The sequence below is a fragment of the Streptomyces sp. NPDC001401 genome, assembly GCF_042895385.1.
In the GTDB taxonomy this organism is placed as follows: Bacteria; Actinomycetota; Actinomycetes; order Streptomycetales; family Streptomycetaceae; genus Streptomyces.
Genome location: NZ_JBIAWI010000009.1, coordinates 218,472 through 243,463 on the forward strand (window position 1 = coordinate 218,472; position 24,992 = coordinate 243,463).

Consider the following 24,992-nt stretch of genomic DNA (forward strand, 5'->3'; position numbering starts at 1 on the left):
GGTGATCGACGCTAGGGTGAAGCAGATGAAGGCTCTCGTGCTGTCCGGCGGCGCCGGTACCCGACTGAGGCCGATCACGCACACATCGGCCAAACAGCTCGTTCCCGTGGCCAACAAGCCGGTCCTCTTCTACGGGTTGGAATCCATTGCAGCGGCCGGCATCACCGAGGTCGGCGTCATCGTCGGAGACACCGCTCCCGAAATCCAGGAAGCGGTCGGCGACGGATCCAAGTTCGGTCTGGAGATCACCTATATTCCCCAGGAGCGGCCCCTCGGGCTGGCCCACGCGGTGCTGATCGCGCGGGACTGGCTCGGCGACGACGACTTCGTGATGTACCTGGGCGACAACTTCATCGTCGGGGGCATCAGCACCCTCGTCGACGAGTTCCGCACCCACCGCCCCGACGCCCAGATCCTGCTCACCAAGGTGGCGGACCCCCGCGCCTTCGGCGTCGCCGAACTCGACGCCTCCGGCCAGGTCGTGGGCCTGGAGGAGAAACCGGAGAACCCCAAGAGCGACCTCGCCCTGGTGGGTGTCTACCTGTTCACGCCCCTGATCCACGAGGCGGTGCGCGCGATCCGGCCGTCCTGGCGCGGCGAACTGGAGATCACCCACGCCATCCAGCACCTGATCGACAGCCGCGCCGACGTGCGCTGCACCGTCATCAAGGGCTACTGGAAGGACACCGGGAACGTCGTCGACATGCTGGAGGTCAACCGGACCGTCCTGGAGGTCCTCGACCGCCGGATCGACGGCGAGGTGGACGAGGGCTCCGAGACGATCGGGCGCGTGGTCGTGGAGGAGGGCGCGCGCGTCGTGAACTCGCGCATCGTCGGCCCCGTCGTGATCGGCGCCGGCACCGTCGTCGAGGACTCCTACGTGGGCCCGTTCACCTCCGTCGCGGAGAACTGCCGGATCATCGACAGCGAACTCGAGTTCTCCATCGTGCTGCGCGACTCCTCGATCCTCGGGGTGGGCCGGATCGAGAGCTCCCTGATCGGCCGGCACGTCGAGGTGACGCCGGCCCCGAATGTCCCCAGCGCCCACCGCCTCGTCCTCGGAGACCACAGCAAGGTGCAGATCCATACATGAACCTTCTTGTCACCGGCGCCGCCGGATTCATCGGCTCCTGCTACGTCCGCACCCTGCTGGCCTCCGACGCGTCCGACGCGCTCCGGGTCACCGTGCTGGACAAGCTCACCTACGCCGGCAATCTCGACAACCTCGATCTCGACCATCCCCGGCTGGAGTTCGTCCAGGGCGACATCCGTGACGTCGAGCTCGTCGACAAGCTCATGACCGAGGCGGACCAGGTGCTGCACTTCGCCGCCGAGTCCCACGTGGACCGTTCGATCACGGGGGCGTCGGACTTCGTCCTGACCAATGTGGTGGGCACCCAGACCCTCCTCGACGCCGCCCTGCGCTTCCGGGTGGAGCCCTTCGTGCACGTCTCCACCGACGAGGTCTACGGCTCCATCGAGTCCGGCTCCTGGCCCGAGGACCACCCGCTGCAGCCCAACTCGCCGTACTCCGCCTCCAAGGCCTCCTCCGACCTGCTCGCCCTCGCCTACCACCGCACCCACGGCCTGGACGTCCGCGTCACCCGCTGCTCCAACAACTACGGCCCGCACCAGTACCCCGAGAAGGTCATCCCGCTGTTCGTCACCAACCTCCTGGACGGCAAGAAGGTCCCGCTCTACGGCGAGGGCCTCAACGTCCGCGACTGGTTGCACGTCGAGGACCACTGCCAGGGCATCGACCTCGTACGCACCCAGGGCCGCCCGGGGGAGGTGTACAACATCGGCGGCGGCACCGAGCTGAGCAACAAGGATCTCACCGGCCTGCTGCTTCAGGCCTGCGGGGCCGACTGGGACAGGGTCGAGTACGTCGAGGACCGCAAGGGCCACGACCTGCGCTACTCGGTCGACTGGAGCAAGGCTCGCGACGAGCTCGGCTACCGGCCGCGCCACGACTTCACCACCGGCCTCGCCGACACCGTCGCCTGGTATCGGGACAACCGCGCCTGGTGGGAGCCCCTCAAGCGGCGGTCGGCATGAGGTGGCTGATCACAGGGGCCGGAGGCATGCTCGGCCGGGACACCGTCGATGAACTGGCGCGGCGCGGCGCGGACGTGGTGGGGCTGGACCACACGTCCCTCGACATCACCCAACAGGAAGCCGTCCAGGGGGCGTTGGCGGACCACCGCCCCGACCTGGTCGTGAACTGTGCCGCGTACACAGCCGTCGACGACGCCGAGACCGACGAGGAGCGGGCCCTGCGGATCAACGGCGACGGGCCCCGCCACCTCGCCCGCGCCTGCGCGACACACGGCGCACGCCTGATCCACCTCTCCACCGACTACGTCTTCGCAGGCGACACCCGTACCCCGTATCCGGAGGACCATCCCCCCGCCCCGCACACCGCCTACGGCCGCACCAAGCTCGCGGGCGAGCGTGCCGTGGCGCGGGAGCTTCCCACATCGAGCGCAATCGTGCGAACGGCTTGGCTCTACGGCGTCCACGGGCGTAGTTTCGTCCGCACGATGATCGACCTGGAGTCCCGCCGCGACACACTCGACGTCGTCGACGACCAGCGCGGGCAGCCCACGTGGAGCGCGGACGTCGCCGCACGTCTCGCCGACCTCGGCCCGCACCTGGTCCGGGGCGCGAGCGGTGTCTTCCATGCCACCAGCTCCGGCGAGGCCTCCTGGTACGAGCTGGCCCGAGAGGTCTTCACCGGCCTCGGCGCGGACCCCGACCGGGTGCGGCCCGTCGGCAGCGAGGCCTTCCCGCGGCCCGCGCCCCGCCCCGCGTACAGTGCCCTCGCCCACGGTCGTTGGCAGGAGCTGGATCTGCCGCCGCTGCGCGACTGGCGATCCGCCCTGCACGAAGCACTTCCCCTGATCCGCAAGGAGTCCCCTTCGTGAAACGCCATGAGTTCCTGCGGGGTCTGCACAAGGCCACCGCCAACCGCAACTACCTGGAGATCGGAGTCAACGACGGCCGCAGTCTCAAGCTGTCCCGCGTCCCCAGCATCGCGGTCGACCCCGCGTTCAAGGTGGTCACGGAGATCCGGTGCGACGTCCACCTGGTGAAGGCCACCAGCGACGACTTCTTCGCCCGCGACAACCCCCTCGCCCACCTCAAGGGCGGCCGCCACCCCCTGCGCAACCTGCGCCGGGGCCGCGCGCCGTTCGGCTACTGGCGGCGCACCACCCTCGACCTGGCGTTCATCGACGGCATGCACCTGTTCGAGTACGCGCTGCGGGACTTCATCAACATCGAGAAGCACTCCGACTGGTCGAGCGTGATCGTCTTCGACGACATGCTGCCGCGCAGCATCGACGAGGCGGCCCGCGACCGGCACACCAACGCCTGGACCGGCGACGTCTACAAGATCATCGAGATCCTGGGCCGCTACCGGCCCGATCTCGTGACCGTCCTCGTCGACACCCAGCCCACCGGCCAGCTCGTCGTCTTCGGCGCCGACCACAAGAACACCGTGCTGAAGGACAAGTACGACGAGATCATCGCCGAGTTCAAGGTGCCCGACCCGCAGAAGGTGCCCGAGGCGGTCCTGGAGCGGGTGAAGGCGGTCAAGCCGGAGACCCTGCTGGAAGCCGACTTCTGGCGCCCGCTGGTCCGCGCGCGGGGCCGCAGCCTCAGCCGCTCCCGCGGCTGGGAACCGCTGCGCTCGGCCCTGGAAGGCCTCGCGGTCAGCCGCTGAACGGCCGGCCGCGCAACTCCTCGTAACGGGCGGTGCAGGCTTCGTACGACGGCAGCAGCCCGGTCCGCCGGGCCTCTGCCAGCGACGGCGCCTGCGCGTCCTTCGGTGACAGCACCGGAGTGATGCCTTCGGGCCAGGCGATGCCCAGATCCGGGTCCAGGGGGTGCACGCCGTGCTCACGCCCGGGCGCGTACCCCGTCGAGCACAGGTAGACCACGGTGGCGTCGTCGGTCAGTGCCATGAAGGCGTGCCCGAGGCCCTCCGAGAGGAACACGGCGTGCCGGGTGTCCTCGTCGAGGCGCACCGCCTCCCACTCCGCGAAGGTGGGCGAGCCGACGCGCAGATCGACCACCACGTCGAGGATCGCGCCGCGCACACAGGTGATGTACTTGGCCTGCCCGGGCGGCACATCCGCGAAGTGCACGCCGCGCAGCACACCCCAGCGGGAGACCGAGCAGTTGGCCTGCGCGAGCGACAGGTCGTACCCGGTGGCCTCGCGGAACTCCTCGCCGCGGTACCACTCGTGGAAGCTGCCCCGCTCGTCGGGGAAGATCTTCGGTTCCAGCGCCCACGCGCCCGCTATGCCCAGAGATCGCACGCTTTCACACCTTTCCGGCCTTGGCCGCCCGGGATGCCGTACGGCGTTTGAGGACCGCGGCGAGCGCACGCTTCGCCCTGCGGGCCAGCCGCCGTGCCGCCGAGGGCCTCGGAGTCCGTACCACCTTGATCGAGTTCGGGTCCGCGCGCAGCGTGAACGGCAGCGGGAGGAAGCGCGGCTCCTTGGCGTCGGGGGCCGCGCACAGGGCCGTCCGCCAGGTCGCGCCGCTGAGGTCGGCGACGGCGAGGGCGGCCTCCAGGAGAGCTCCGTCCCCGGCCGGGGACAGCGTGCCGGGCACTTCCACCGACCTGTCGGACGAGGTCAGCCGCAGCAGTACGGCAGTCTCGGCCGGGACGTGCAGCGGCAGGGGCGCGCGCAGCCGGTTCCCGGAGACGCTCACGGCCTGGGGGTCGAGGCGGTCGAGGCCCAGGCGCTTGCTCGCCCGGTCGACGTCCAGGGAGAGATTGCCGTGCTGGTCGGTCCAGTACGGCAGGACCACCCGCCCGCCCACGACGCCCGCCGACGTGGCGGCGCGCGCCTTGCGCGGGCCCGGGCCGATGCGGGACTCCTTGCTCCAGCCGCCCAGCCTGATGCGGGCGTATGTGTCCCACAGCCCGGCGCGCAGCGGTGTGCCGTCCACCGCGCCGGCGGGGTCGACGGCGGCCGTCGCACGCAGCACCAGCCGTACCTGTCCGCTGTCCTCGACCGGCACGATCTCCCGGGTGACCTCGACGGGCTGGAAGTACTGGGCGGCGCTGGAGCGTTCGCGTACCAGCAGGTCCAGGGTGGCCTGTCCGAACCGGGCGACGGTGTCGGCGCCCACCCAGGCGACCGCCTCGGCGATGTCCCCGGGCGGGCCGTCCAGCGGGGTGCGGACCCCGCCGCCGGGGAACGTCAGCGGCGTGCCGCCCGCCATGAACTCGGCGACGATGTCGACCCGCACCCTGCCGTCCCGCCACTCGACGGCTTCCGGCCGGGCCGACAGGGCGAGCCCGGCCTCCCACTCGGCGAAGGCCACCACGTCGTCGTACCGGTCGGCGGTGACCAGTGCGGCCACGACCTGCTGCGTCGGCTGCAGCCCGGCGGCGACACCGGGGCCGAAGCGTTCGGCGACGACCTGGTGGATCTCCTCGAACTGCTTGCGCCGGTAGTCGTCCGGTTTGGCGAGGAAGCGCCGACCGCGCAGCCGCTCCACCATCTCCACGCGCAGCCAGCGGCGGTGGAGGCTGTCGCGGACTTCGCCCGGCTCGGTGTACTGCTCGACTACGTCCAGCGCCTCCCGCAGGTTCTTGTAGTACCCGACCGGGTCGAAGCGTTGGAAGCCCGCGTTGGAGGCGTCGTCCCGCCGGAGGTGGTAGTAGCAGACGTAGTCGCCGATCACCGACACGTTGGCCGCGCGCAGATACGCCTCCGTCACGAAGACATGGTCCTCCAGCCGCCGTCTGCCCTCGGGGAAGCGGAGGCCGGTCTCGTCCAGGAAGGCCCGGCGGAACATCTTGTGCGGGGTGAGGCTGTCGATGAGCGGGGCATCCCGCACGCTGGCCCGCGGCCGGTTGCGGCGGAACAGCTCCACCGGCACCGAGCGGCCCTGGCCGGCCATCTTGCCGACGACGACGTCGGCGCCGTTGGCCACGCCGTAGCCGTACATCCGCTCCAGGGCCTCGTCGCCCAGGTAGTCGTCGTTGTCGACGAACATGACGTACTCGCCCTGGGAGGCGGCGATGCCGACGTTGCGGGGCTTGCCCGACCAGCCGGAGTTCTCCTGGTGGATCACCCGGACCCGGGGCTCCTCGGCGGCGAGCGCGTCGAGCCGGGCCGGGGTGTCGTCGGTGGAGCCGTCGTCGACGAAGATCACTTCGTACTCGTCGGGCGGCAGGGACTGCTTCAGCAGCGAGGTGATGCAGTCCTCGATGTAGGGCCCCGGGTTGTAGACGGGGACGATGACACTGACCTTGACCGGCATCGGGCTCCGAGCCCCCTCGGGTCGCTCGCCGTATGTATGTGTGCGGGTGGCCAGATGCTATCTCTGCCGGAGAGTTCGTCCCACTCCGGACCCCCCGTCAGATCGTCCCCGTCGGCCGGGTCAGTCGTGCGCCTTGGCCAGCAGCTCCAGAATCTCGGCCGTGCTGCCCCGCTCGCCCAGCCGCGGGAAGACCCGTTCGAGGCTGCTGCGATGGGCCTCCGCGTCCAGGTCGCTCATGGCGTCGGTGGCGAGTGTGACGTGGTAGCCGTGCTCGTGCGCGGCGCGGGCGGTGGACTCCACGCCGATGCTGGTGGCGATGCCCGTCAGCACGATCTGGGTGACACCGCGGCGGCGCAGCTGGACGTCGAGATCGGTGCCGTGGAAGGCACCCCAGTTGCGCTTGGTGACGGTGATGTCCCCGGGGTGACCGGCCAGTTCACCGACCACGACGTCCCAGCCCTCCGGGAGGGTGCCGCCCGGGCGGGAGGCCTCGGTGCGGCCGGGGACCGTGTCCGCCCCGTCGGCGGCGAAGGAGACCCGGACCAGCACCACGGGCAGATCACGGGCACGGAAGGCGTCGGCGAGTTCCGCCGTACGGGTGACGACCTCGGCACCGGTGTGCGGCTGGGTGGGCGCGGCCACGATGCCGGCCTGGAGGTCGATCACGACGAGGGCGGTGCGCGGGTCGAGGGCGGTGACGGTCATGGATCAGGCCTTTCCGGAGGGGGTGAGTGCGCTCAGTGAGCGGTCGGGCAGAACGGTCGCCAGGAGCAGTGCGGACCCGGCGAGCATGAACAGGGCCAGGTCGTGCAGACCTGGTGTGTCGGCGCGGTGGGTGAAGAAGGCCGCGTTGGCGGCGGATGCGGCCAGGGCGCCGAGGTATCCGAAGGTGCGCAGCAGTCCGGCGGCCGAGGCGGTGCGGGCGGGCTCGGCCTGCCGGTACAGCGCGGTCTGGGTGGCGAGCCCGATGACCCCCTGCGGTACGCCCATCACCGCTGCCAGGGCCGGCAGCACCCACACCGGGGTCCCGGAGCCGACCAGGAGCAGCGCCGCACAAACGGCCATCTGTACGAGGCTGCCGGCCAGGAGCTTGCCGCGGACGGCCTCGCGGCGTCCGGTGAGCGCGGAGACGGCGAGCGCGGCGCCCGACAGCGGCAGCAGCACCAGCCCGGCGGTGGCCGCGTGCAGTCCCCGGCTCTCCTCCAGCCACTGGGGGAAGCCGTACATGAAGGCGTACGCCGTCGTGTAGCCGAGCAGCTGACGCACATACGTGACGATCAGCGGGACGTTGCCGCCGAGCACCCGCAGGTCGACGAACGGATCCGGCACGCGCAGCTCCCGGACCGCGAAGCCGGCCCCGGCCACGGCGGAGAGCACCGGGAGATACCAGTGGCCGGGCCGGGGCGCTGTCAGGAACAGCATCAGCGAGACCAGCATGACCGCGAACAGGGCCATCCCGGGCAGGTCGACACCGCGCCCACGGCTCTCGGCGGCCCGTGCCGTCCTCGGCAGCCGCAGCGCGCCGAGGACCAGACAGGCCGCGGACAGCGGCACGTTGACGGTGAAGACGGCCCGCCAGCCGCCGACGCCGATCAGCAGCCCGCCGAGGGCGGGACCGATCACGGCCACCGTCTGGTTGGCCACCGCGAGCGCGGTCAGCACCCCGGCCGGGCTGTCCCGGCCCGTGCGTTCGGCCTCGCTCCGCGTCAGCCGCATGGCCGCCGGATACGCCGCCGAGGTCCCGAAACCGAGCAGCACGCGCGCGCCGGTCAGTGCGCCGAGCGAGGGAGCGAGCGCGCCGAGGAACCCGGCGATCCCCACCAGCCCCGTACCGATCAGATACAGGCGACGCGGCCCGTACATGTCGACGAGCCGCCCGACGACCGGCTGCCCCACCGCCGTGGCCAGGTACAGGGCCGAGACCAGCCACACCGTCTCGGCCGGCGGTGCACCGAAGGCGACGCCGATCGGCACCAAGGCCACCGCGATCATCGAGGAGTTGATCGGGTTGAGTACCGAACCGAGCAGCATCGGCGCGATCAGCCGCCGGTCGAACCCGGCGGGGGAGGGGCGGGCGGTCCGCGCGGCGCGCCCGATGCCGGTGAGCCGAGGTATCACGGCTGTGTGAGCCGTTCCAGCAGGGCCAGTCCCTCGAGGACCGTCCGCCGTTCGTCCTCGGTGAAGCGGTCCTGCAGCGCCCGGGCCAGCCACTCCTCACGCGCCTGCCGGTCGCCCTCGACCCGCAGTCGGCCCGCGTCGGTCAGGGTGACCAGCTGGCGGCGGCCGTCGTCCGGGTCGGGACTGCGCCGGATCAGCCCCTGCCGGTCCAGCGCGGCGAGCGTGGTCGCCATCGACTGCGGCCGCACACCCTCCGCCGTGGCCAGCGCGCTGGCCGTGGCGGCCCCGTGCTTGGCCACCAGCGTGAGCGCGGAGACCTGGGGCGGCGTGAGCTCGTCGTCCTCCGCGACCTCCCTGATACGGCGCCGCAGTCGACTGAACATGACCCGCAGATCGCGCGCCGCACGGGCGGCGGAGTCGCCGATGCCTTCGGGAGGGTCGAGGGCCTGTGCATCCATGCCCCCACAGTAAAACCGTAAGTTGAAACTGTCCAGTCCAGACTGAACAGTTTCAGCTGTATATCTCGTGCGAAGACCGTCAACTCGGCTTGTTCCTGAGCCCGTTGGATTACCGTGTGCGGCGACAGGGGAACGGCGGCGAGGGGAGCGGATCCGTATGCACGAGCACCCGACAGGCGGGATCGCACCGGTCGACTCCTCCGTGGCGCACCCCGCACGGGTCTACAACGCCTGGCTGGGCGGCCGGGACAACTACCTCGCCGACCAGGAGGCGGCCGAGCTGGCCGCCGCCGCCAATCCGCAGATCGTCCCGGCCGTCCGGGCCAACCGGGCCTTCCTCGGACGTGCCGTGCGCGAGCTGGCCGCGCAGGCCGGGAGCCGGCAGTTCCTCGACATCGGCACGGGAATCCCCACCGCGGACAACACCCACGAGGTGGCGCAGCGGCTCGACCCCGGCGCCCGGGTGGTCTACGTCGACAACGACCCGGTCGTCCTGGCCCACGCCCGGGCGCTGCTCGTCGGCACCCCGGAAGGGGCGACGGACTACCTGGAGGCCGACCTGCGCGACGTCGACCGCATCCTCACCGCGGCGCAGGAGACGCTCGACCTGTCGCAGCCGGTGGCGCTGATGCTGGTCGCGATCCTGCAGTACGTCCCCGACGCGGACGGCCCCCACGCCATCACCCGGCGCCTCCTCGACGCCCTGGCCCCCGGCAGTCACCTCGTCCTCTCGCACCCCGCCGCGGACATCGGGGCCGAGGCGGTCGCCGCGTCGATGCGCGTGTACAACGAACGGGCCGCCGAGCACGCCGGCGCGACACCCCGCACCCATGCCGAAGTCACCCGCTTCTTCGCCGGAACGGACCTTCTCGACCCGGGCGTCGTCGAACTCCCCGACTGGCACCCGGGCCCCGGGGACGGCCCGGCACCCGGCCTGCCCATGTGGTGCGGCGTCGGCCGCAAGCCCTGACCGACGCACCGGGCGGACCGTGCGCCCCGTGGCGCCGACGCCCTCTCTAGGCTGCCTGCGTGCGCCTTCTGCTGACGACCGACACCCACCTCCCCAAACGCGCCAAGGAGCTGCCCGCCCGGCTCCTCGCCGAACTCCCGCGCGCCGACGTCGTGTTCCACGCCGGAGACTGGGTCGACACGGACACCCTCGACCTGCTGGAGGCCCGCTGCCGCAGGCTCGTCGGCGTGTACGGCAACAACGACGGACCGGCGCTGCGTGCCCGGCTGCCCGAGGTGGCGTATGCCGAGATCGGCGGGCTGCGCTTCGGGGTCGTGCACGAGACGGGCCCGGCGCAGGGCAGGGAGACACGCTGTGCCGCCCGGTTCCCGGACCTCGACGTACTGGTCTTCGGGCACAGCCACATCCCGTGGGACACGACCGCCCCCGGCGGCCTGCGCCTGCTCAATCCCGGTTCCCCGACCGACCGGCGCCGTCAGCCCCACTGCACCTATATGACCGCTTCCGTGGCCGACGGCCTGCTCACCGACGTACAGCTGCACCGCCTGCCTCCGAGGTAGCCGCCGTTTTCCGGGCAGCGGGGCGGCGCACCCGGCAGCAGCGGCCGTACACGCGCACCGGGTACTTCCCGGTGCTGCTCGCGGTGACCTCACAAGATCCGGGCCGCTCCATGCAGCTGCGAGCGGCCCGGGCGCTGCGAGTGTGCGCTGTCACGGACCTCGTTCCCGCAGAGGTGCTGTGTCGCGGGGGCGTGCATGGCCCCGTAGTGGCGTGGCTACCCCTCACAGCCGGTCTCACACCCCCTAAATTCGATGGACGTCCGGCCGTCGCCCCGCTGAGATGGACGGCGTGCTGATCGACGCAACTCTCGTACGCCGTCTGCTTGTTGCCCAGTTCCCGCAATGGGCCCATCTGCCCGTCACCCCGGTGCCGCAGTCCGGCATGGACAACGCCACCTTCCGGCTCGGCGACGAGTTGTCCGTACGCCTGCCGCGCTACGCCCACTGGGTCGGTCAGGTGGAGCGCGAGCACCGCTGGCTGCCCCGCCTGGCCCCGTACCTCCCGCTGGCCGTCTCCGAGCCGCTTGCGATGGGCGAGCCCGGCGAGGGCTACCCCTACCCGTGGTCCGTCTACCGGTGGCTGGACGGCGAGACGGCGACCGCCGAGGCCCTGGCCGACCCGGTCCAGGCCGCCCTCGACCTCGCCGAATTCATCACCGCCCTGCGGGCCGTAGACCCCACCGGCGGCCCCGGCCCCGAGCAGAGCAACGCCTTCCGCGGTGTGCCGTTGGGCGACACGCGTGACTCCCTGGCCGCTGAGGCCCGCGTCCGGCCCAAGCTCGAGGCCCTGAAGAAGGCGGGCCTCGTCGATGTCGACGCGGTGACGGAGGTGTGGGAGGCGGCTCTCGCCGCGCCCGCCTGGGAGAAGCCGCCGGTGTGGATCCACGGCGACCTGGACACGGGCAACCTCCTGGCCCAGGGCGGGCGGCTGAGCGCGGTCATCGACTTCGGCACGCTGGCCGTGGCCGACCCCGCCGTGGACCTGGTGCCCGCCTGGAAGTTCCTGCCCGCACGGGCCCGGGACGTCTTCCGCGAGGCGGTCGGCGCCGACGACGCGACCTGGGCGCGGGGCCGCGGCTGGGCCCTCGCGGGATCGCTCCCGGTCCCCGACGACCCCTTCTTCCGGGACCATCCGGCCCGGGTCACGGCAGCCCTGAAGCACCTGGCGGCGATCCTCGCGGACTACCGGAGCAACGGAGCCTGAGGCAGAGCAGCCCCGGAGGCGACCCGGAGGAGATCGATCCCGTGGGAGATCACCCCCGCCGCCACCGCCGTACCCGCGCGAACGCGACCGCCACCACGACCACCGCCGCGACTGCCACCGCCGCCCGTTTGGCCACCGGCACCCCGGCCGTACGGAACAGGTCGAGGGGCTCGGACTCCTCCGGCGGCTCAGCCACCGCCCCGGCAGGCTCGACGATCCGCTCCGACAGGCACTGGGCGAACTGGCCGACGAGCCGGTCGCCCACCTCCGCCATCACACCGCGCCCGAACTGCGCCGGACGCCCGGTCACCGTCAGATCGGTCCGCACCGACACCGCCGTACCGCCCTCACGCTCGGTCAGGCTCCCGGTCACGGTGGCGCGGGCGGTGCCCTGGCCGCGGGTCTCCCGGCCGCTGGCGATCAGCACCATGCGGTGCGCCGCCTCGTCCTGCTCCTCGAAGACGGCGGTGCCCTTGTACGTCACGGTGATCGGACCCACCTTGACCTTCACCGAGCCGGTGACGGTCTTTCCGTCGTACTCCTCGACGGTCGCCCCGGGCATGCACGGGGCGATCCGCTCGATGTCGAGGAGCGTCTGCCAGGCGTCGTCGACCGGGACCGGCACGGTGAACTCGTGGTGCAGCTCCATGACTTCCTCCAACGGGCGTTACGTCGACGGGTGGATGGCCCCACCGGTGGCCGTCAGCGGGGCGCCGCTGCCGCCCCAGCGCAGCGCGACGATCTCGGCGGCCACGGACACGGCGACCTCCTCGGGCGTACGGGCGCCGAGGTCGAGCCCGACCGGTGAGCGCAGCCGGGCGAGTTCGGGTCCGGTGAGTCCGGCTTCGACCAGGCGTTTCCTGCGGTCGTCGTGGGTGCGGCGGCTGCCCATCGCCCCGATGTAGGCGGCCGGGCGGCGCAGTGCTTCCTCCAGCAGCGGCACGTCGAACTTGGGGTCGTGGGTGAGGACGCAGATGACCGTGCGCTCATCGGTTTCGGCGCCCCTGAGGTAGCGGTGCGGCCAGTCCACGACCACCTCGACGGCGTCCGGGAAGCGTTTGGGGGTGGCGAACACCGGGCGCGCGTCGCACACGGTGACCCGATAGCCGAGGAAGCTGCCGATGCGGGCGACCGCGGCCGCGTAGTCGATGGCGCCGAAGACCAGCATGCGCGGCGGCGGGGCGAAGGAGTGCAGGAAGACGGTGACCGTGTCCTCGCGGCGCTCTCCGTGCGGACCGTAGTGCCGCAACCCGGTGGCGCCCAGGGCGAGTTCGCCGCGCGCGTCGGCGGTGACGGCGACGTCCAGGCCGGTCGAGCCCAGCGTGCCGGACACCTCCTCCGGCCAGACGGCGAGGGCGGCCCCGAGCCTCGCCGGCCCCTGCGTCACCGTCGCCACGGTCACCGGACGGCCCGCGGCGACGGACTCCGCGACCGCGGCGAAGCCCGGGTCGGTCTCTGCCGTGACGGGCCGTACCAGCAAGGTGATCTCGCCACCGCAGGTGAGCCCCACCGCGAACGCGTCCTCGTCGCTGTAACCGAAGGTCTCCAGACGTGCCTCGCCGCTCTCGATGACCTCCTTGGCGAGCTCGAACACCGCACCCTCGACGCAACCGCCGGACACACTCCCCACGGCCTCGTCGCCGGGGCCCACCGCCATGGCCGCACCGGGATCACGCGGCGCGCTGCGGCTCACGGCGACGACGGTCGCAAGTCCGAACGGGACCCGGGCCGCGTACCACTCGCTCAGCGTCGGGAGAATCTCACGCACGATCCGCTCCTTCCACGGGGGCCGACTCGACGCCGCGCACCACCGCCGCCAGACGCTCCAGCGCCGCCAGGCTGTGCCCCTCGACGAACGCGTCCACGCTCGGCAGCGCCGCCGCCATCCCGGCGGCGAGGGGCGCGTAACCCGGGCGTGCCTTGCGCGGATTGGCCCAGATCACCCGGTGCGCCAGCCGGTGCAGGCGGCGCATCTGGGCGCCGAGCAGCTCCGGATCCCCACGCTCCCACCCGTCGGACAGCACCACCACGACCGCCCCGCGCGCCATGCCCCGCTGCCCCCAGCGGTCCAGGAACTCGCGCAGCAGCTCCCCGAGACGGGTGCCGCCGCGCCAGTCCGGCACGGCCGCCGCGAGCGCGGCCATCGCCAAGTCCGGGTCGCGGTGCGACAGTTCGACGGTCACCCGGGTCAGCCGGGTGCCGATGGTGAACACCTCCGTACGGCCCCCACGGCCGGCAGCAGGTGCGAAGCGCACCAGCGCAGCAGCATGTGCGAAACGCAGCAGCGCATCCGCGTAGGGCGCCATCGAACCGCTGACGTCCACGAGCAGCACGACCCGCCGCGGCCGGTCGGCCCGCCCGTGCCGCAGCAGCCGCGCCGGCTCGCCGCCGCGCCGCAGCAACTCCCGCACCGTCCGGTGCGGATCGACCTCCCCGCGCCGCGCCGGCCTCCGTCGCGCGGTCCGCCGCACCTCGCCGCGCAGCGCGAACGCGGCCAGCAGACGGCGCAGTTGCGCACGCTCGGCGGAGTCCAGCTCGGCGACGTCACGGTGGCGCAGGACCTCGGCGGAGCTCGCGAGGGCGGCCGTCGGCGGTGCCTGGTGGTCCTCGTCGCGAGCGGCCGTACGGGGCACCGGTCCCTCCCGTGCGGCCAGCCGCAACCGGGGCGGGGGAGGGACGGTCACCGTCCGCCCGGCGGGCGGAGCGCCACCGAAGTAGGCGGCGAACACGCGCTCGTAGCGCTCCAGGTCGTCCCGCCCGCCGCACAGCGTCAGCCGCCCCGCCCAGTACACGTCCGCCCGCATCCCGGTCCGCAGCTCGTCCACCGCCCGCAGAAAGGCGTGCACCCGCTCGGCACTCGCGTCGACCCCGGCCGCCCGCAGGGCACGGGCGAAGCCGAGGAGGGCGGCGTCGGCACGGGCGCCGACGGCGATCCGGCCGAGCGGGTCCGCAGGCCCGTCGGGCGACACGCCCACGTGGCGGGCTGCGCCGTCCGGCCCCGCCGTGCCGGCGCGCCCGCCGTCCGGCTCGCGCCCGTCGGTCTCCCACCGGCTCCCGTTCTCCGCCCGCCCTGCACCGTCCACGGCGCTCAAGCCCCCCGCTCCGCAAGCACCGCCGCCAGATCGAGCCCCCGCGCCCGTTCCGCGTCCTCCCGGTACTTCAGAACCGATCCCAGGGTCGCCACGGCCAGCTCCGCGTCCACCTCGTTCGCGCCCAGCGCGTCCAGGGCCTGGGCCCAGTCGATCGTCTCGGCGACACCCGGCGGCTTCAGCAGGTCCTGGGAGCGCAGCGCCTGCACCAGTGCGGTCACCTGCTCCGCCAGCCGTGCCGAGACGGCCGGCAACCGCCGCCGCACGATGGCCAGTTCGCGGGCGAAGCCCGGATGGTCGAACCAGTGGTACAGGCACCTCCGCTTCAGCGCGTCATGCACCTCGCGGGTGCGGTTGGAGGTCAGGACCACCACGGGCGGCACCTCGGCCCGCAGCGTGCCCAGCTCCGGAATCGTGACCGAGAACTCCGACAGCAGCTCCAGCAGGAACGCCTCGAACTCGTCGTCGGCGCGGTCGATCTCGTCCACCAGCAGCACCGACGGCTGCGTCTGAAGGGCCTTGAGCAGCGGCCGGGCGACCAGGAAGCGACGGTCGTACAGCTCGCTCTCGAGCCGGTCGGCGTCCTTGACGCCGGCCGCCTCGGCGGCCCGCAGATGCAGCAGCTGACGCGGGAAGTCCCAGTCGTACAGCGCCTGCGAGGCATCGATGCCCTCGTGGCACTGCAACCGGATCAGCGGTGCGTCCAGCGCCTCGGCGAGAGCGGACGCGAGTGCCGTCTTGCCGACGCCCGCGTCGCCCTCGCAGAAGATCGGCCGGTGCAGCCGCAGGGCCAGGAAGCAGGCGGTGGCCAGCCCGTCGTCGACGAGGTACCCCGTCTCCTCCAGACGGGCCCGCACCTGCTCCGGGCCGGAGATGTCCGCGATCGGGTCGCGCCTGTCCGCGATCGGGTCCTGCTTGTGCGTGATCGGTCCTCACCCCATTCCGGCGGCGGCCAGGACCGCCCGCCTGGTGAGCACCCGCGCCAGGTGCTCGCGGTACTCGGGCGAGGCCGAGATGTCCTGCGACGGCCTGGTCCCCTCGGCAGCGGACTCGGCGGCCCGCGCCACGGCCTCCGCATCCCCGGCCCCGGACAGGGCGTCCTCGGTCGCCGAGGCGCGCAGCGGCGTCGAGCCCATGTTGGTCAGGCCGACCCGCGCCTCGGCGATGTGCCCGTCGTCGCGCCGCACCAGCGCGGCCACGCCCACCGTCGCCCAGGCCTGCGCCACCCGGTGGAACTTCTCGTAGTGAAAGCCCCAGCCGTCCGCCTTCGGCACCCGCACCTCCACCAGGAGCTCGTCGGGTTCGAGCGCCGACTGCAGATAGTCGACGAAGAAGTCACGGGCGGGCAGCGTGCGCCGCCCCCGCGGCCCCTGCGCCACGAGTTCGCCGTTCAGCGCCAGTACCACCGCGGGCAGATCGCCGGCCGGATCGGCGTGCGCGAGGGAGCCTCCCAGGGTGCCCCGGTGCCGTACAGCGGGATCCGCGACCGTCGCCGTGGCGGACGCCAGCAGGCCCGCGTGCCGGCGGACCAGCGGATCGTGGATGACGTCGTGGTGCGTGGTCATCGCGCCGATGACGAGCGTGCCGCCGTCCTCGCGCACCCCGCGCAGCTCGGGGATGCGGCCGACGTCCACGACCAGCTCGGGAAAGGCCAGCCGCAGCCTCAGCAGCGGCAGCAGGCTCTGCCCGCCGGCCAGCACCTTCGCCTCCTCGCCGGCGTCGGCGAGCGCGCGTACCGCCTCGTCGACGCTGGTCGGCCGGGCATAGTCGAATGCCGGAGGAATCATGACCTGGCCTCCTTCCCGGACCGAACCGCTTGCCAGACCCGCTCGGGTGTGCAGGGCATGCGGACGTCCTGAACGCCCAGGGGCCGCAGCGCATCCACGATCGCGTTGACGACGGCGGGCGTGGACGCGATCGTGCCCGCCTCGCCGACTCCCTTGACGCCCAAGGGATTCGAGGTGGCCGGCGTCTCCGTCCGCTCGGTCGTGAAGTCCGGCAGGTCCGCAGCCGACGGTACGAGGTAGTCGGCCATGGTGCCGGAGACCAGGTTGCCCTCGTCGTCGTACACGGCCTCCTCGTACAGCGCCTGCGCGATGCCCTGCGCGAGACCGCCGTGCACCTGCCCCTCGACGATCATCGGGTTGACGACCTTGCCGACGTCGTCGACGCAGACGTAGGAGCGGATGTGCGTCTGCCCGGTCTCGGTGTCGACCTCGACCGCGCACAGGTGGGTGCCGTGCGGGTAGGAGAAGTTGTCCGGCTCGATCAGGTGCTCGGCGTTGATGCTGGGCTCCATGCCGTCGGGCAGGTCGTGCGAGGTGAACGTCTCGAAGGCGACCTCCTGGATGGTCTTGCGGGCGTCCGGGGAGCCCTTCACGGAGAACACGCCGTTGGTGAACTCCAGGTCGTTCTCGCTCGCCTCCAGCAGATGCGCGGCCACCTTCCGCGCCTTGTCGACCACCTTCTGCGCGGCGAGGTGGACGGCCGTCCCGCCCACGACGAGGGAGCGCGACCCGTAGGTGTCCATGCCCTGCGGCGCCGCCTTGGTGTCGCCGTGCACCACTTCGACGTCCTCGAACGGCACGCCCAGCACATCGGCGGCGATCTGGCTCCAGCAGGTCGCATGGCCCTGTCCGTGCGGGCTGGTGCCCGTGACCACCTCGACCTTGCCGGTCGGCAGCATCCGGATCGTCGCCGCCTCCCAGCCGCCGGCCGCATACCGCAGATCCCGCAGCACCCGGCTCGGCGCGAGCCCGCACATCTCGGTGTACGTCGACACGCCGATGCCGAGCCGTACCGCGTCACCTCGGTGGTTGCGGTCCGCCTGCTCGGCGCGCAGCTTGTCGTAGTCGAAGAGTGCGAGCGCCTTCTCGGTCGCGGCCTCGTAGTTGCCGCTGTCGTAGGTCAGGCCCGCGATCGACGTGTACGGGAACTCCTCGTGCCCGATCCAGTTCCGGCGCCGCAACTCCACCGGATCCAGGCCGAGTTCGACGGCCAGCTCGTCCATGATCCGTTCGATGGCGAACGTCGCCTCCGGGCGCCCGGCGCCGCGGTAGGCGTCGGTGGGCGTCCTGGTCGTGAAGACGCCGGTGCACGTGAAGTCGTAGGAGTCCATCTTGTAGATCGCCGGATACATGAAGGCGCCCAGGACCGGGATGCCCGGGGTGACGAGCATCAGGTAGGCGCCCATGTCGGCCAGCAGGTCGACCTTGAGGCCGAGCAGCTTGCCGTCCCGGTTCGCGGCGATCTCGACGTCCTGGATCATGCCGCGTCCGTGGTGGGTGGCCAGGTAGCCCTCGGAGCGGGACTCGGTCCACTTCACCGGGCGGCCGATCCGCCGGGCGACCGCGAGCGCGAGGGCCTCCTCGCCGTACACCTGGAGCTTGGAGCCGAAGCCGCCGCCCACGTCGGGGGCGATCACCCGGAGCTTGTGCTCGGGGATGCCGGTGACCACGGCCATCATGATCCGCAGGATGTGCGGGATCTGCGTGGCCGAGTACAGCGTGTACTCGCCGGACGCGGCGAGCGGGGTGACGACGACCCCGCGCGGCTCCATCGCGTTCGGGATGAGCCGCTGCTGGTGGTAGCGGCGCTTGACGGTCACCTCGGCGCGCTGCCGTACGGAGTCGAAGTCCTCGCCCGTCTTCAGGGGCCAGACGTAGCAGCGGTTGGTGCCCTTGTCGGAGTGGACGAGGGGGGAGTCGTCGGCGAGCGCGGCCTCCAGGTCCAGGACCGGGGGCAGCGGCTCGTAGTCGACCTCGATCGCCTCCAGGGCGTCCGCGGCCGCGTACCGGTCGCGGGCCACCACCACCGCCACCGGGTCGCCCGCGTACCGCACCTCGTCGACGGCGATCGGCGGGTGGTCGGGCAGCACGATGTCCTCGGTCACCGGCCAGGCACAGGGGAGGGAGCCCAGTCCGTCCGCGAGGTCGCTGCCGCTGAACGCCGCGATGACACCGGGGCGTTCCAGGGCCGGTGAGACGTCGATGCGCTCGATGCGGGCGTGGGCCATCGGGCTGCGCAGGATCGCCAGATGGAGCAGCCCGCCCACGTTGATGTTGTCGGTCCAGTTGGTCTGCCCGGTGATCAGGCGGGCGTCCTCCTTGCGGAGCCGGGCGCGCCCGACCTCGCTCTCCACGGCCTGGTCGGTCATGCCGGGACCTCCTGTTCGGAGGCGGCCTGTACGGCCCGCACGATGTTCTGGTAGCCGGTGCAGCGGCAGAGGTTGCCCTCGAGGGCGTGGCGGATCTCCTCCGAGGTGGGGTGCGGGTGCTCGCGCAGCAGATCTCGCGCGGCCATCAGCTTCCCCGGCGTGCAGTAGCCGCACTGCAGGGCGTGCTTCTCGTGGAAGGCGCGCTGGAGGGCGGTCAGCTCCCCGTCCTGGGCCAGCCCCTCGACCGTCGTCACCTCACCTCCGTCCGCCTGGACGGCGAGCACGGAGCAGCTCTTGACGCTCACGCCGTCCAGCTCGACCGTGCAGGCCCCGCAGTTCGAGGTGTCGCAGCCGATGGGGGTGCCGGTCAGACCAAGGCGGTCGCGCAGGTAGTGGACCAGGAGGAGACGGGGTTCCACGTCGTCCTCGTACGTGGTGCCGTCCACCTTCACCGAGATGTGGGTCATGTGCCCTCCCAGGATCACGGGACGTGATGTACGTCACTCTATGACCGGTTCCCGGAGGGGGCGAGGGCAGCGGAGTCATTGGTTGAGCGTTAATCCGTTGCCGCTGTGGTGCCGGTACTGGTGCACTTCACGGGTCTTGCCACCACACCCTCCAGGAGAAGCAATGCGCGCACCGTTCATGTCCGCCCAGGAAGGAATGACCCACTCTTCGAAGGACATGACGCTTCGTGCACTTGCTCAACCTAGGCATCCTCGCGCACGTCGACGCAGGTAAGACCAGCCTGACCGAGCGGCTGCTGCACTCGGTCGGCGTGATCGACGAGCCCGGCCGGGTCGACGACGGGAACACCCGGACCGACACCCTCGCGCTGGAACGGCAGCGCGGCATCACCATCAAGTCCGCCGTCGTCTCGTTCGCGATCGACGACGTGACGGTCAACCTCATCGACACCCCCGGCCACCCGGACTTCATCGCCGAGGTGGAGCGGGTGCTCGGGGTGCTCGACGGCGCCGTACTTGTCGTCTCGGCCGTGGAGGGCGTCCAGGCGCAGACCCGCGTCCTGATGCGGACGCTGCAGCGGCTGCACATCCCGACCCTCCTGTTCGTGAACAAGATCGACCGCCGTGGGGCGCGCTACGACGGCGTACTGCGCGAGATCTCCGAGCGGCTCACGCCGGCGGCCGTGCCGATGGGGACGGTACGCGGGCTGGGCACGCCCGATGCCCGCTTCGTGCCGGGGCTCGCTCCGACGGCGCTCGACGTGCTCGCCGACCATGACGACGACCTGCTCGCCGCCTATGTCGAGGGCGGTGATATGTCACATGGCACTCATGCCACCTCCAGTGCCATGTCACATACCACCCTCCGTGCGGCCCTCGCCGCCCAGACCCGCCAGGCCCTCGTCCACCCCGTCCACTTCGGCTCAGCCATCACCGGCGCGGGCGTGAAGGCTCTGGTCGCCGGCGTCAGAGAACTTCTGCCGCCGGCCGACGGCGACCCCGACGGGCCCCTCTCGGGCACCGTCTTCAAGGTCGAGCGGGGCCCGGCGGGGGAGAAGGTGGCGTACGCGCGCCTGTTCTCCGGCACCCTGCGCATCCGCGACCGGATCCCCTTCGGCGAGGTCCGCACGGAGGGACGCAAGGAGGGAAGAGTCACCGCAATCAGCGTCTTCGACCACGGCACCGACGTCCGGGCGGACGCCGTCCCCGCCGGCCGGATCGCCAGGCTGTGGGGCCTGACCGACATCAGGATCGGCGACGCGCTGGGCGAGCCCCGCAAGGCCTACGAGCACTTCTTCGCCCCGCCCACGCTGGAGACGGTGGTCGTCCCGGGCCCGGGCGTGGACACGCGGAAGCTGCATCTCGCGCTCACCCGGCTCGCCGAACAGGACCCGCTGATCGACCTGCGCCACGACGAGGTACGCCAGGAGACCGCCGTGTCCCTGTACGGCGAGGTGCAGAAGGAGGTCGTCCAGGCCACCCTTGCAGGCGAGTTCGGGCTCGAGGTCACCTTCCGGGAGACCACGGTCATCTGCATCGAGCGGCCGTCCGGGACAGGAGCAGCGGTCGAGTTCAACAAGAAGGACCCGAACCCGTTCCTGGCCACCGTCGGCCTGCGCGTCGACCCCGCGCCGACCGGCTCGGGCGTGGAATTCCGGCTCGAGGTGGAGCTCGGCGCCATGCCGTACGCCTTCTTCAAGGCCGTCGAGGACACCGTCCGCGAAACCCTCGGCCAGGGCCTGCACGGCTGGCAGGTCACCGACTGCACGGTCACCATGACCCACTCCGGCTACTCGCCCCGGCAGAGCCACGCCCACCAGGGCTTCGACAAGAGCATGTCCAGCACCGGCGCCGACTTCCGCGGCCTGGCCCCGCTCGTGCTGATCGAGGCGCTGCGCCGGGCGGGCACCCGGGTGCACGAGCCCATGCACCGCTTCCGCCTCGAAGCCCCGGCCGACACCCTCGGTGCCCTGCTGCCGGTGCTGTCCGCGCTGCGGGCCGTACCGCAGACGACCGAGACGCAGGGCGCCGTCTGCGTCCTGGAGGGTGCGGTCCCGGCCGGCCGGGTGCACGAACTCGAGCAGCGGCTGCCCGGACTCACGCGGGGCGAAGGCGAGTTGGAGAGCGCCTTCGACCACTACGCACCGATCACTCACGGAACGGTTCCCGAACGTCCGCGCACCGACCACAACCCCCTCAACCGCAAGGAGTACCTGTTGAACGTGACGCGTCGAGTGGGCAGTTGAGGTGGCTGAGAAAGAACGGCATCGGAAAACCTGATACTTACTCAGGAGTCAGAAGTATTGACGGTGTCCGGACATCACCGGACTGTAGTGAACATGCCGAATATCCGGACACGTCTGCTCCTCGTGCTGGTTGTCCTCTTCGGATCTCTGACGGTGGCGGGCGCGCCGTCCGCCACCGCCGCGACCCTTCCCGACTCCCTCTGGTTCGACGAATCACCCCTGACCGTGCAGAACGGCAGATTCGTCGACGGCAACGGCCGCGAGGTCGTGCTGCGTGGCTACAACGTCTCCGGCGAGTCCAAGCTGGCCGAGAACAGCGGCCTGCCCTTCGCCTCGGTCGCCGACGCCAGGAAGTCGGCGACCGCGCTGCGCGCCCTCGGCGGCGGCAACTCGGTCCGCTTCCTGCTCTCCTGGGCCCATGCCGAACCCACCCGCGGCACGGTGGACACCGCCTACCTGGCCGCCGCCACCGACCAGATGCGTGCGTTCCTCGACGCAGGCATCCGCGTCTACCCCGACTTCCACCAGGACCTCTACTCCCGCCACCTCTTCAACACCGGCAGCTGGTACACGGGCGACGGAGCACCCAAGTGGGCAGTGGCACTGGGGAGTTACCCGACGGAGTCCTGCGGGATCTGCCTCTTCTGGGGCCAGAACATCACCCAGAACCAGGCCGTGACCAAGGCGCAGTACGACTTCTGGCACAACACCTACGGCCTGCAGGACGCCTTCCTCGACACCGCCCAGAAGGCCATGGCATACGTCGAACAGCACCTCAGCGACGCGGAGTTCGCGGGCGTCGTCGGCTTCGACCCCTACAACGAGCCGTACGCGGGCAGCTACGACTCGGGCCAGACCAGCCGCAGTTGGGAGCAGAACCTGCTGTGGCCCTTTTACCAGAAGTTCCGGGCCCGGATGGACGCGGCCGGGTGGCAGGACAAGCCGGCCTTCGTCGAGCCGAACCTCTTCTGGAACGCCAACATCGACTCCCAGAAGCAGGAGGGCGGGCTGCTGGACGCCGGCACACTCGGCCCGCGCTACGTCTTCAACACCCACTTCTACGACCAGAAGGCAATCTCCGGGATCCTGATGTGGGGCAACGCGTCCGACGGGCAGTACGCGACGGACTTCGGGACGATCCGCGACCGGGCATCGGCCGCCGGGACGGCCGCCGTGGTCAGCGAATTCGGCCATCCGCTGTCCGGGACGGTGTCGGGCAAGGCCCCGACGGTCGACAAGGCGATGTACCAGGCCCTGGACTCCCGTCTGCCGGGCTCCGGTTGGTGGGCGAACCCGGCCTCCTCCGGAGCGGTCCTCTCCGGCAACCAGTGGCAGTGGGACATCTACAACGGCCGCCACCACGAGCTGATGAACGACAACCCCGACAAGGTCCAGACCTCCGGCGACGCCTGGAACGACGAGGATCTCTCCGCCGTAAGACTCGACGACTCGGGCGTGGCGACGCTCCGTCAGGACAACCGGCTCCTCGACCGCGTCTACCCGAGTGCGACGGCCGGTAAGACGCTCGCCTTCACCTACGAGGACCGCTCCCGCGACGGCTCGACGACCCTGACCTGGAACCCGGTGTCCAGTTCACTGCCGAACGTGTCCCAGCTGGTCGGGTCCGGCCAGTACGGGCTGCTCGTCTGGCGGTCGGGCAACGGGACGGCGCCCACCGAACTGCATCTGCCCGCGTCCTTCCCGACCTCGACGACCACCGTGGTCTCCGACCTCGGCACGGTGTACGGCCCGCCGGCCTACGCGACGTCGACGCCGATCGCGGCGGCCCCCGAACCCGGCGGCACGGGCAGTCGGCGCCTCCTGCTCACCGACTCGGACTCCGGCGTCCTGCACTATGCGCTGGTGACGAACGGGGCGACAGCACCGTCGGCGAGCCTGCTCAGCGCGGCCAGGTCCGAGCTGGCGGCCTGGGCGGCGGCGCACTTCTGAGAACGGGACTCGGGCGGGCCCGGCGGGGGAACTTCTCCCGCGCGCCCGCCCGAGGCTCTCCGACGGCCGTGCGACCCGCCTCGCGCATACGGCCGTACGCCGCATCTCGGTGCCGGTGCCTGCCGCGCCCCGCAGCAAGGTGGGGCGGCCGTGTTCTCGTGCCGCCCCAGCTCGCCGCCGACGGGAGTCAGTTGCCGGACGTACCCGACCAGTTCGCCTCCACATGGCCCAGTCGCACGCGCTGTGGATGGTCCCCGACCGGCACGGACGTGACCTTCTGCCCGGTCGCGAAGTCGATCGCCGTGACCTGGTCGGCGCCGCTCTCGGAGATGATGCAGTCCTTGCCGTCGCCGCTGACCGTGGCCCAGTAGGGCTTGGAGGCGGTCACCAGCGGCCCCTCCTGGAGGGTGGCGCGGTCGACGACCGTCGCGTAGTCGTCCATCGTGCCCGCGACGCACAGCTTGGTGCCGTCCGGGTTCATCGAAATGCCGTGGTGGCGCGAGTCGTTGACCCAGGTGGTGCGGTCCTCGCTGGTCGCCGGGTTCTTCGGCAGCGTCTTCACCCGGGTGATCTTGTCGGCGGCGACGTCGTACTCGAGGAAGCCGTTGAAGAAGGACACCTGGAAGTAGAGCTTGGACTCGTCCGGCGAGAAGACGGCGGGCCGGACGGCGTCGGAGAAGTCCTTGAGACCGATCGCGTCGAGCCGGGTCCGCATGTCGATGATCTTGACCTGTTTGTAGGTCGTCGCGTCGACGACCGTGATGTGCCGGTCGCCCTTCGTCCAGTCCCAGGCCGGGTCGTCGAGGGAGGTGTTGACGTCCCCGATGGCCATGTTCCAGATGTACTTGCCGTCCTTGGTGAAGATGTTCTCGTGCGGCTTGTCGCCCGTCGCGAACGAGCCGAGCTGCTTGCCGGTGTTGATGTCCAGCACGTGCACCGTGTTCGCGGTCGAGGCGGACACCGCCACCCGGGTTCCGTCGGGGGAGACCGCCATGTGGTCGGAGCGGTAACCCGCCACGGGGAAACGCCAGTTGATGCTGCCGGAGGCCAGGTCGATCGAGACGACGTCGGCGAAGCTCGGCCGGGAGACGACGACCGACTTGCCGTCCGGCGTGGAGTACATGTCGTCCACGAACTGGTCGTGGCCCTCGCCGACACCGTTGCGGATCGCCATGAAGTAGATCCACTTGATCGGGTCGGCGTTGATCTCCGCCATCCGCTGGTCCTTGTCCGGGATGACATTGATACGGCCGACCTTCGCGAAGTCGCCCGTGGACTTGATGACGTCGGCGGTGCCGTCCCAGTTGTTGCCGACGAACATCACCTCGCGCAGGGCGGCGGCGGTGGCGGAGCCGGTGGCTGCGGAGGCGGCGGTCGCGGGAGCGGTGACGGTCAGGACGAGGGCGGCGGCTACGGAGCAAAGGTGCCTGGTTCTGAAGGCAGGCATGAGTGCTCTCTCCTCTGGGTGGGGGCGCGGGAAGGGGGC

22 protein-coding genes are annotated in these 24,992 nt (G+C 71.3%); 9 read left to right on the top strand and 13 right to left on the bottom strand.

The genetic code is table 11. From position 1 onward, the window contains the following. Window positions 1-25: 25 nt before the first annotated feature. From ACFY10_RS28600 to ACFY10_RS28615, 4 genes are read left to right on the top strand one after another with little or no spacing between them, the layout of a single operon-like run. Entirely contained in the window at window positions 26-1,093 is a 1,068-nt protein-coding gene (locus ACFY10_RS28600) for a glucose-1-phosphate thymidylyltransferase (RefSeq protein WP_390668071.1), read from the top strand. Next, complete coding sequence (rfbB, locus tag ACFY10_RS28605) at window positions 1,090-2,058, top strand: dTDP-glucose 4,6-dehydratase (protein ID WP_390668072.1); 969 nt, start codon at window positions 1,090-1,092, stop codon at window positions 2,056-2,058. Before ACFY10_RS28600 ends, rfbB begins: the two co-directional genes overlap by 4 nt. Further along, window positions 2,055-2,927: a dTDP-4-dehydrorhamnose reductase gene (rfbD, locus tag ACFY10_RS28610; protein WP_390668073.1), complete on the top strand. Its 873-nt coding sequence runs from the start codon at window positions 2,055-2,057 to the stop codon at window positions 2,925-2,927. Before rfbB ends, rfbD begins: the two co-directional genes overlap by 4 nt. After that, complete coding sequence (locus ACFY10_RS28615; protein WP_390668074.1) at window positions 2,924-3,727, top strand: class I SAM-dependent methyltransferase; 804 nt, start codon at window positions 2,924-2,926, stop codon at window positions 3,725-3,727. The genes rfbD and ACFY10_RS28615 overlap by 4 nt, the downstream gene beginning before the upstream one ends. On the opposite strand, the gene ACFY10_RS28620 is transcribed toward ACFY10_RS28615, so the two are convergent. The 5 genes from ACFY10_RS28620 to ACFY10_RS28640 all read right to left on the bottom strand — a co-directional run bounded on the left by ACFY10_RS28620 (window position 3,717) and on the right by ACFY10_RS28640 (window position 8,864). After that, a complete protein-coding gene (locus ACFY10_RS28620; RefSeq protein WP_390668075.1) occupies window positions 3,717-4,325 on the bottom strand; it encodes a dTDP-4-dehydrorhamnose 3,5-epimerase family protein in 609 nt (202 codons plus the stop codon). The genes ACFY10_RS28615 and ACFY10_RS28620 overlap by 11 nt on opposite strands. A 4-nt stretch (window positions 4,326-4,329) precedes the next feature. Continuing rightward, the gene (locus ACFY10_RS28625; protein WP_390668076.1) at window positions 4,330-6,288 is read right to left on the bottom strand and encodes a glycosyltransferase family 2 protein; all 1,959 of its coding nucleotides are present in this window, start codon (window positions 6,286-6,288) and stop codon (window positions 4,330-4,332) included. A gap of 120 nt (window positions 6,289-6,408) precedes the next feature. Then, complete coding sequence (locus tag ACFY10_RS28630; protein WP_390668077.1) at window positions 6,409-6,993, bottom strand: hydrolase; 585 nt, start codon at window positions 6,991-6,993, stop codon at window positions 6,409-6,411. A gap of 3 nt (window positions 6,994-6,996) precedes the next feature. Next, window positions 6,997-8,406 carry an MFS transporter gene (locus ACFY10_RS28635; RefSeq protein WP_390668078.1) on the bottom strand — a complete coding sequence of 470 codons (1,410 nt, stop codon included), beginning with the start codon at window positions 8,404-8,406 and terminating at the stop codon, window positions 6,997-6,999. Next, window positions 8,403-8,864 (bottom strand): MarR family winged helix-turn-helix transcriptional regulator, encoded by a 462-nt coding sequence (locus tag ACFY10_RS28640; protein ID WP_390668079.1) that lies wholly within the window; start codon window positions 8,862-8,864, stop codon window positions 8,403-8,405. Before ACFY10_RS28640 ends, ACFY10_RS28635 begins: the two co-directional genes overlap by 4 nt. A 157-nt stretch (window positions 8,865-9,021) precedes the next feature. Between ACFY10_RS28640 and ACFY10_RS28645 the strand changes: the two genes are divergently transcribed. The 3 genes from ACFY10_RS28645 to ACFY10_RS28655 all read left to right on the top strand — a co-directional run bounded on the left by ACFY10_RS28645 (window position 9,022) and on the right by ACFY10_RS28655 (window position 11,598). Beyond that, window positions 9,022-9,834, top strand: coding sequence for an SAM-dependent methyltransferase (locus ACFY10_RS28645; RefSeq protein WP_390668080.1), 813 nt, complete (start codon window positions 9,022-9,024; stop codon window positions 9,832-9,834). A gap of 59 nt (window positions 9,835-9,893) precedes the next feature. Continuing rightward, window positions 9,894-10,394 carry a metallophosphoesterase family protein gene (locus ACFY10_RS28650; protein ID WP_390668081.1) on the top strand — a complete coding sequence of 167 codons (501 nt, stop codon included), beginning with the start codon at window positions 9,894-9,896 and terminating at the stop codon, window positions 10,392-10,394. Between the two features lie 280 nt (window positions 10,395-10,674). Further along, window positions 10,675-11,598 (top strand): aminoglycoside phosphotransferase family protein, encoded by a 924-nt coding sequence (locus ACFY10_RS28655; RefSeq protein ID WP_390668082.1) that lies wholly within the window; start codon window positions 10,675-10,677, stop codon window positions 11,596-11,598. Between the two features lie 49 nt (window positions 11,599-11,647). On the opposite strand, the gene ACFY10_RS28660 is transcribed toward ACFY10_RS28655, so the two are convergent. The 7 genes from ACFY10_RS28660 to ACFY10_RS28690 all read right to left on the bottom strand — a co-directional run bounded on the left by ACFY10_RS28660 (window position 11,648) and on the right by ACFY10_RS28690 (window position 19,310). Next, window positions 11,648-12,247, bottom strand: coding sequence for an SRPBCC family protein (locus tag ACFY10_RS28660; RefSeq protein ID WP_390668083.1), 600 nt, complete (start codon window positions 12,245-12,247; stop codon window positions 11,648-11,650). Between the two features lie 18 nt (window positions 12,248-12,265). Beyond that, on the bottom strand, window positions 12,266-13,366 hold the full coding sequence (locus tag ACFY10_RS28665) for an XdhC family protein (RefSeq protein ID WP_390668084.1): 1,101 nt from the start codon (window positions 13,364-13,366) through the stop codon (window positions 12,266-12,268). Next, the gene (locus tag ACFY10_RS28670) at window positions 13,359-14,531 is read right to left on the bottom strand and encodes a VWA domain-containing protein (RefSeq protein WP_390668245.1); all 1,173 of its coding nucleotides are present in this window, start codon (window positions 14,529-14,531) and stop codon (window positions 13,359-13,361) included. Before ACFY10_RS28670 ends, ACFY10_RS28665 begins: the two co-directional genes overlap by 8 nt. A gap of 155 nt (window positions 14,532-14,686) precedes the next feature. After that, window positions 14,687-15,544: an AAA family ATPase gene (locus ACFY10_RS28675; protein ID WP_390668085.1), complete on the bottom strand. Its 858-nt coding sequence runs from the start codon at window positions 15,542-15,544 to the stop codon at window positions 14,687-14,689. 75 nt (window positions 15,545-15,619) lie between these two features. After that, the gene (locus ACFY10_RS28680; RefSeq protein ID WP_390668086.1) at window positions 15,620-16,474 is read right to left on the bottom strand and encodes an FAD binding domain-containing protein; all 855 of its coding nucleotides are present in this window, start codon (window positions 16,472-16,474) and stop codon (window positions 15,620-15,622) included. Continuing rightward, on the bottom strand, window positions 16,471-18,843 hold the full coding sequence (locus ACFY10_RS28685; protein ID WP_390668087.1) for a xanthine dehydrogenase family protein molybdopterin-binding subunit: 2,373 nt from the start codon (window positions 18,841-18,843) through the stop codon (window positions 16,471-16,473). Before ACFY10_RS28685 ends, ACFY10_RS28680 begins: the two co-directional genes overlap by 4 nt. Next, window positions 18,840-19,310 carry a (2Fe-2S)-binding protein gene (locus tag ACFY10_RS28690; protein WP_390668088.1) on the bottom strand — a complete coding sequence of 157 codons (471 nt, stop codon included), beginning with the start codon at window positions 19,308-19,310 and terminating at the stop codon, window positions 18,840-18,842. Before ACFY10_RS28690 ends, ACFY10_RS28685 begins: the two co-directional genes overlap by 4 nt. A 227-nt stretch (window positions 19,311-19,537) precedes the next feature. On the opposite strand from ACFY10_RS28690, the gene ACFY10_RS28695 reads away from it, so the two are divergent. Then, window positions 19,538-21,556 (top strand): GTP-binding protein, encoded by a 2,019-nt coding sequence (locus ACFY10_RS28695; protein ID WP_390668089.1) that lies wholly within the window; start codon window positions 19,538-19,540, stop codon window positions 21,554-21,556. Between the two features lie 93 nt (window positions 21,557-21,649). Next, window positions 21,650-23,506 carry an endoglycosylceramidase gene (locus tag ACFY10_RS28700; RefSeq protein WP_390668090.1) on the top strand — a complete coding sequence of 619 codons (1,857 nt, stop codon included), beginning with the start codon at window positions 21,650-21,652 and terminating at the stop codon, window positions 23,504-23,506. A gap of 187 nt (window positions 23,507-23,693) precedes the next feature. On the opposite strand, the gene ACFY10_RS28705 is transcribed toward ACFY10_RS28700, so the two are convergent. Continuing rightward, the gene (locus ACFY10_RS28705; protein ID WP_390668091.1) at window positions 23,694-24,953 is read right to left on the bottom strand and encodes a YncE family protein; all 1,260 of its coding nucleotides are present in this window, start codon (window positions 24,951-24,953) and stop codon (window positions 23,694-23,696) included. Window positions 24,954-24,992 lie beyond the last annotated feature (39 nt).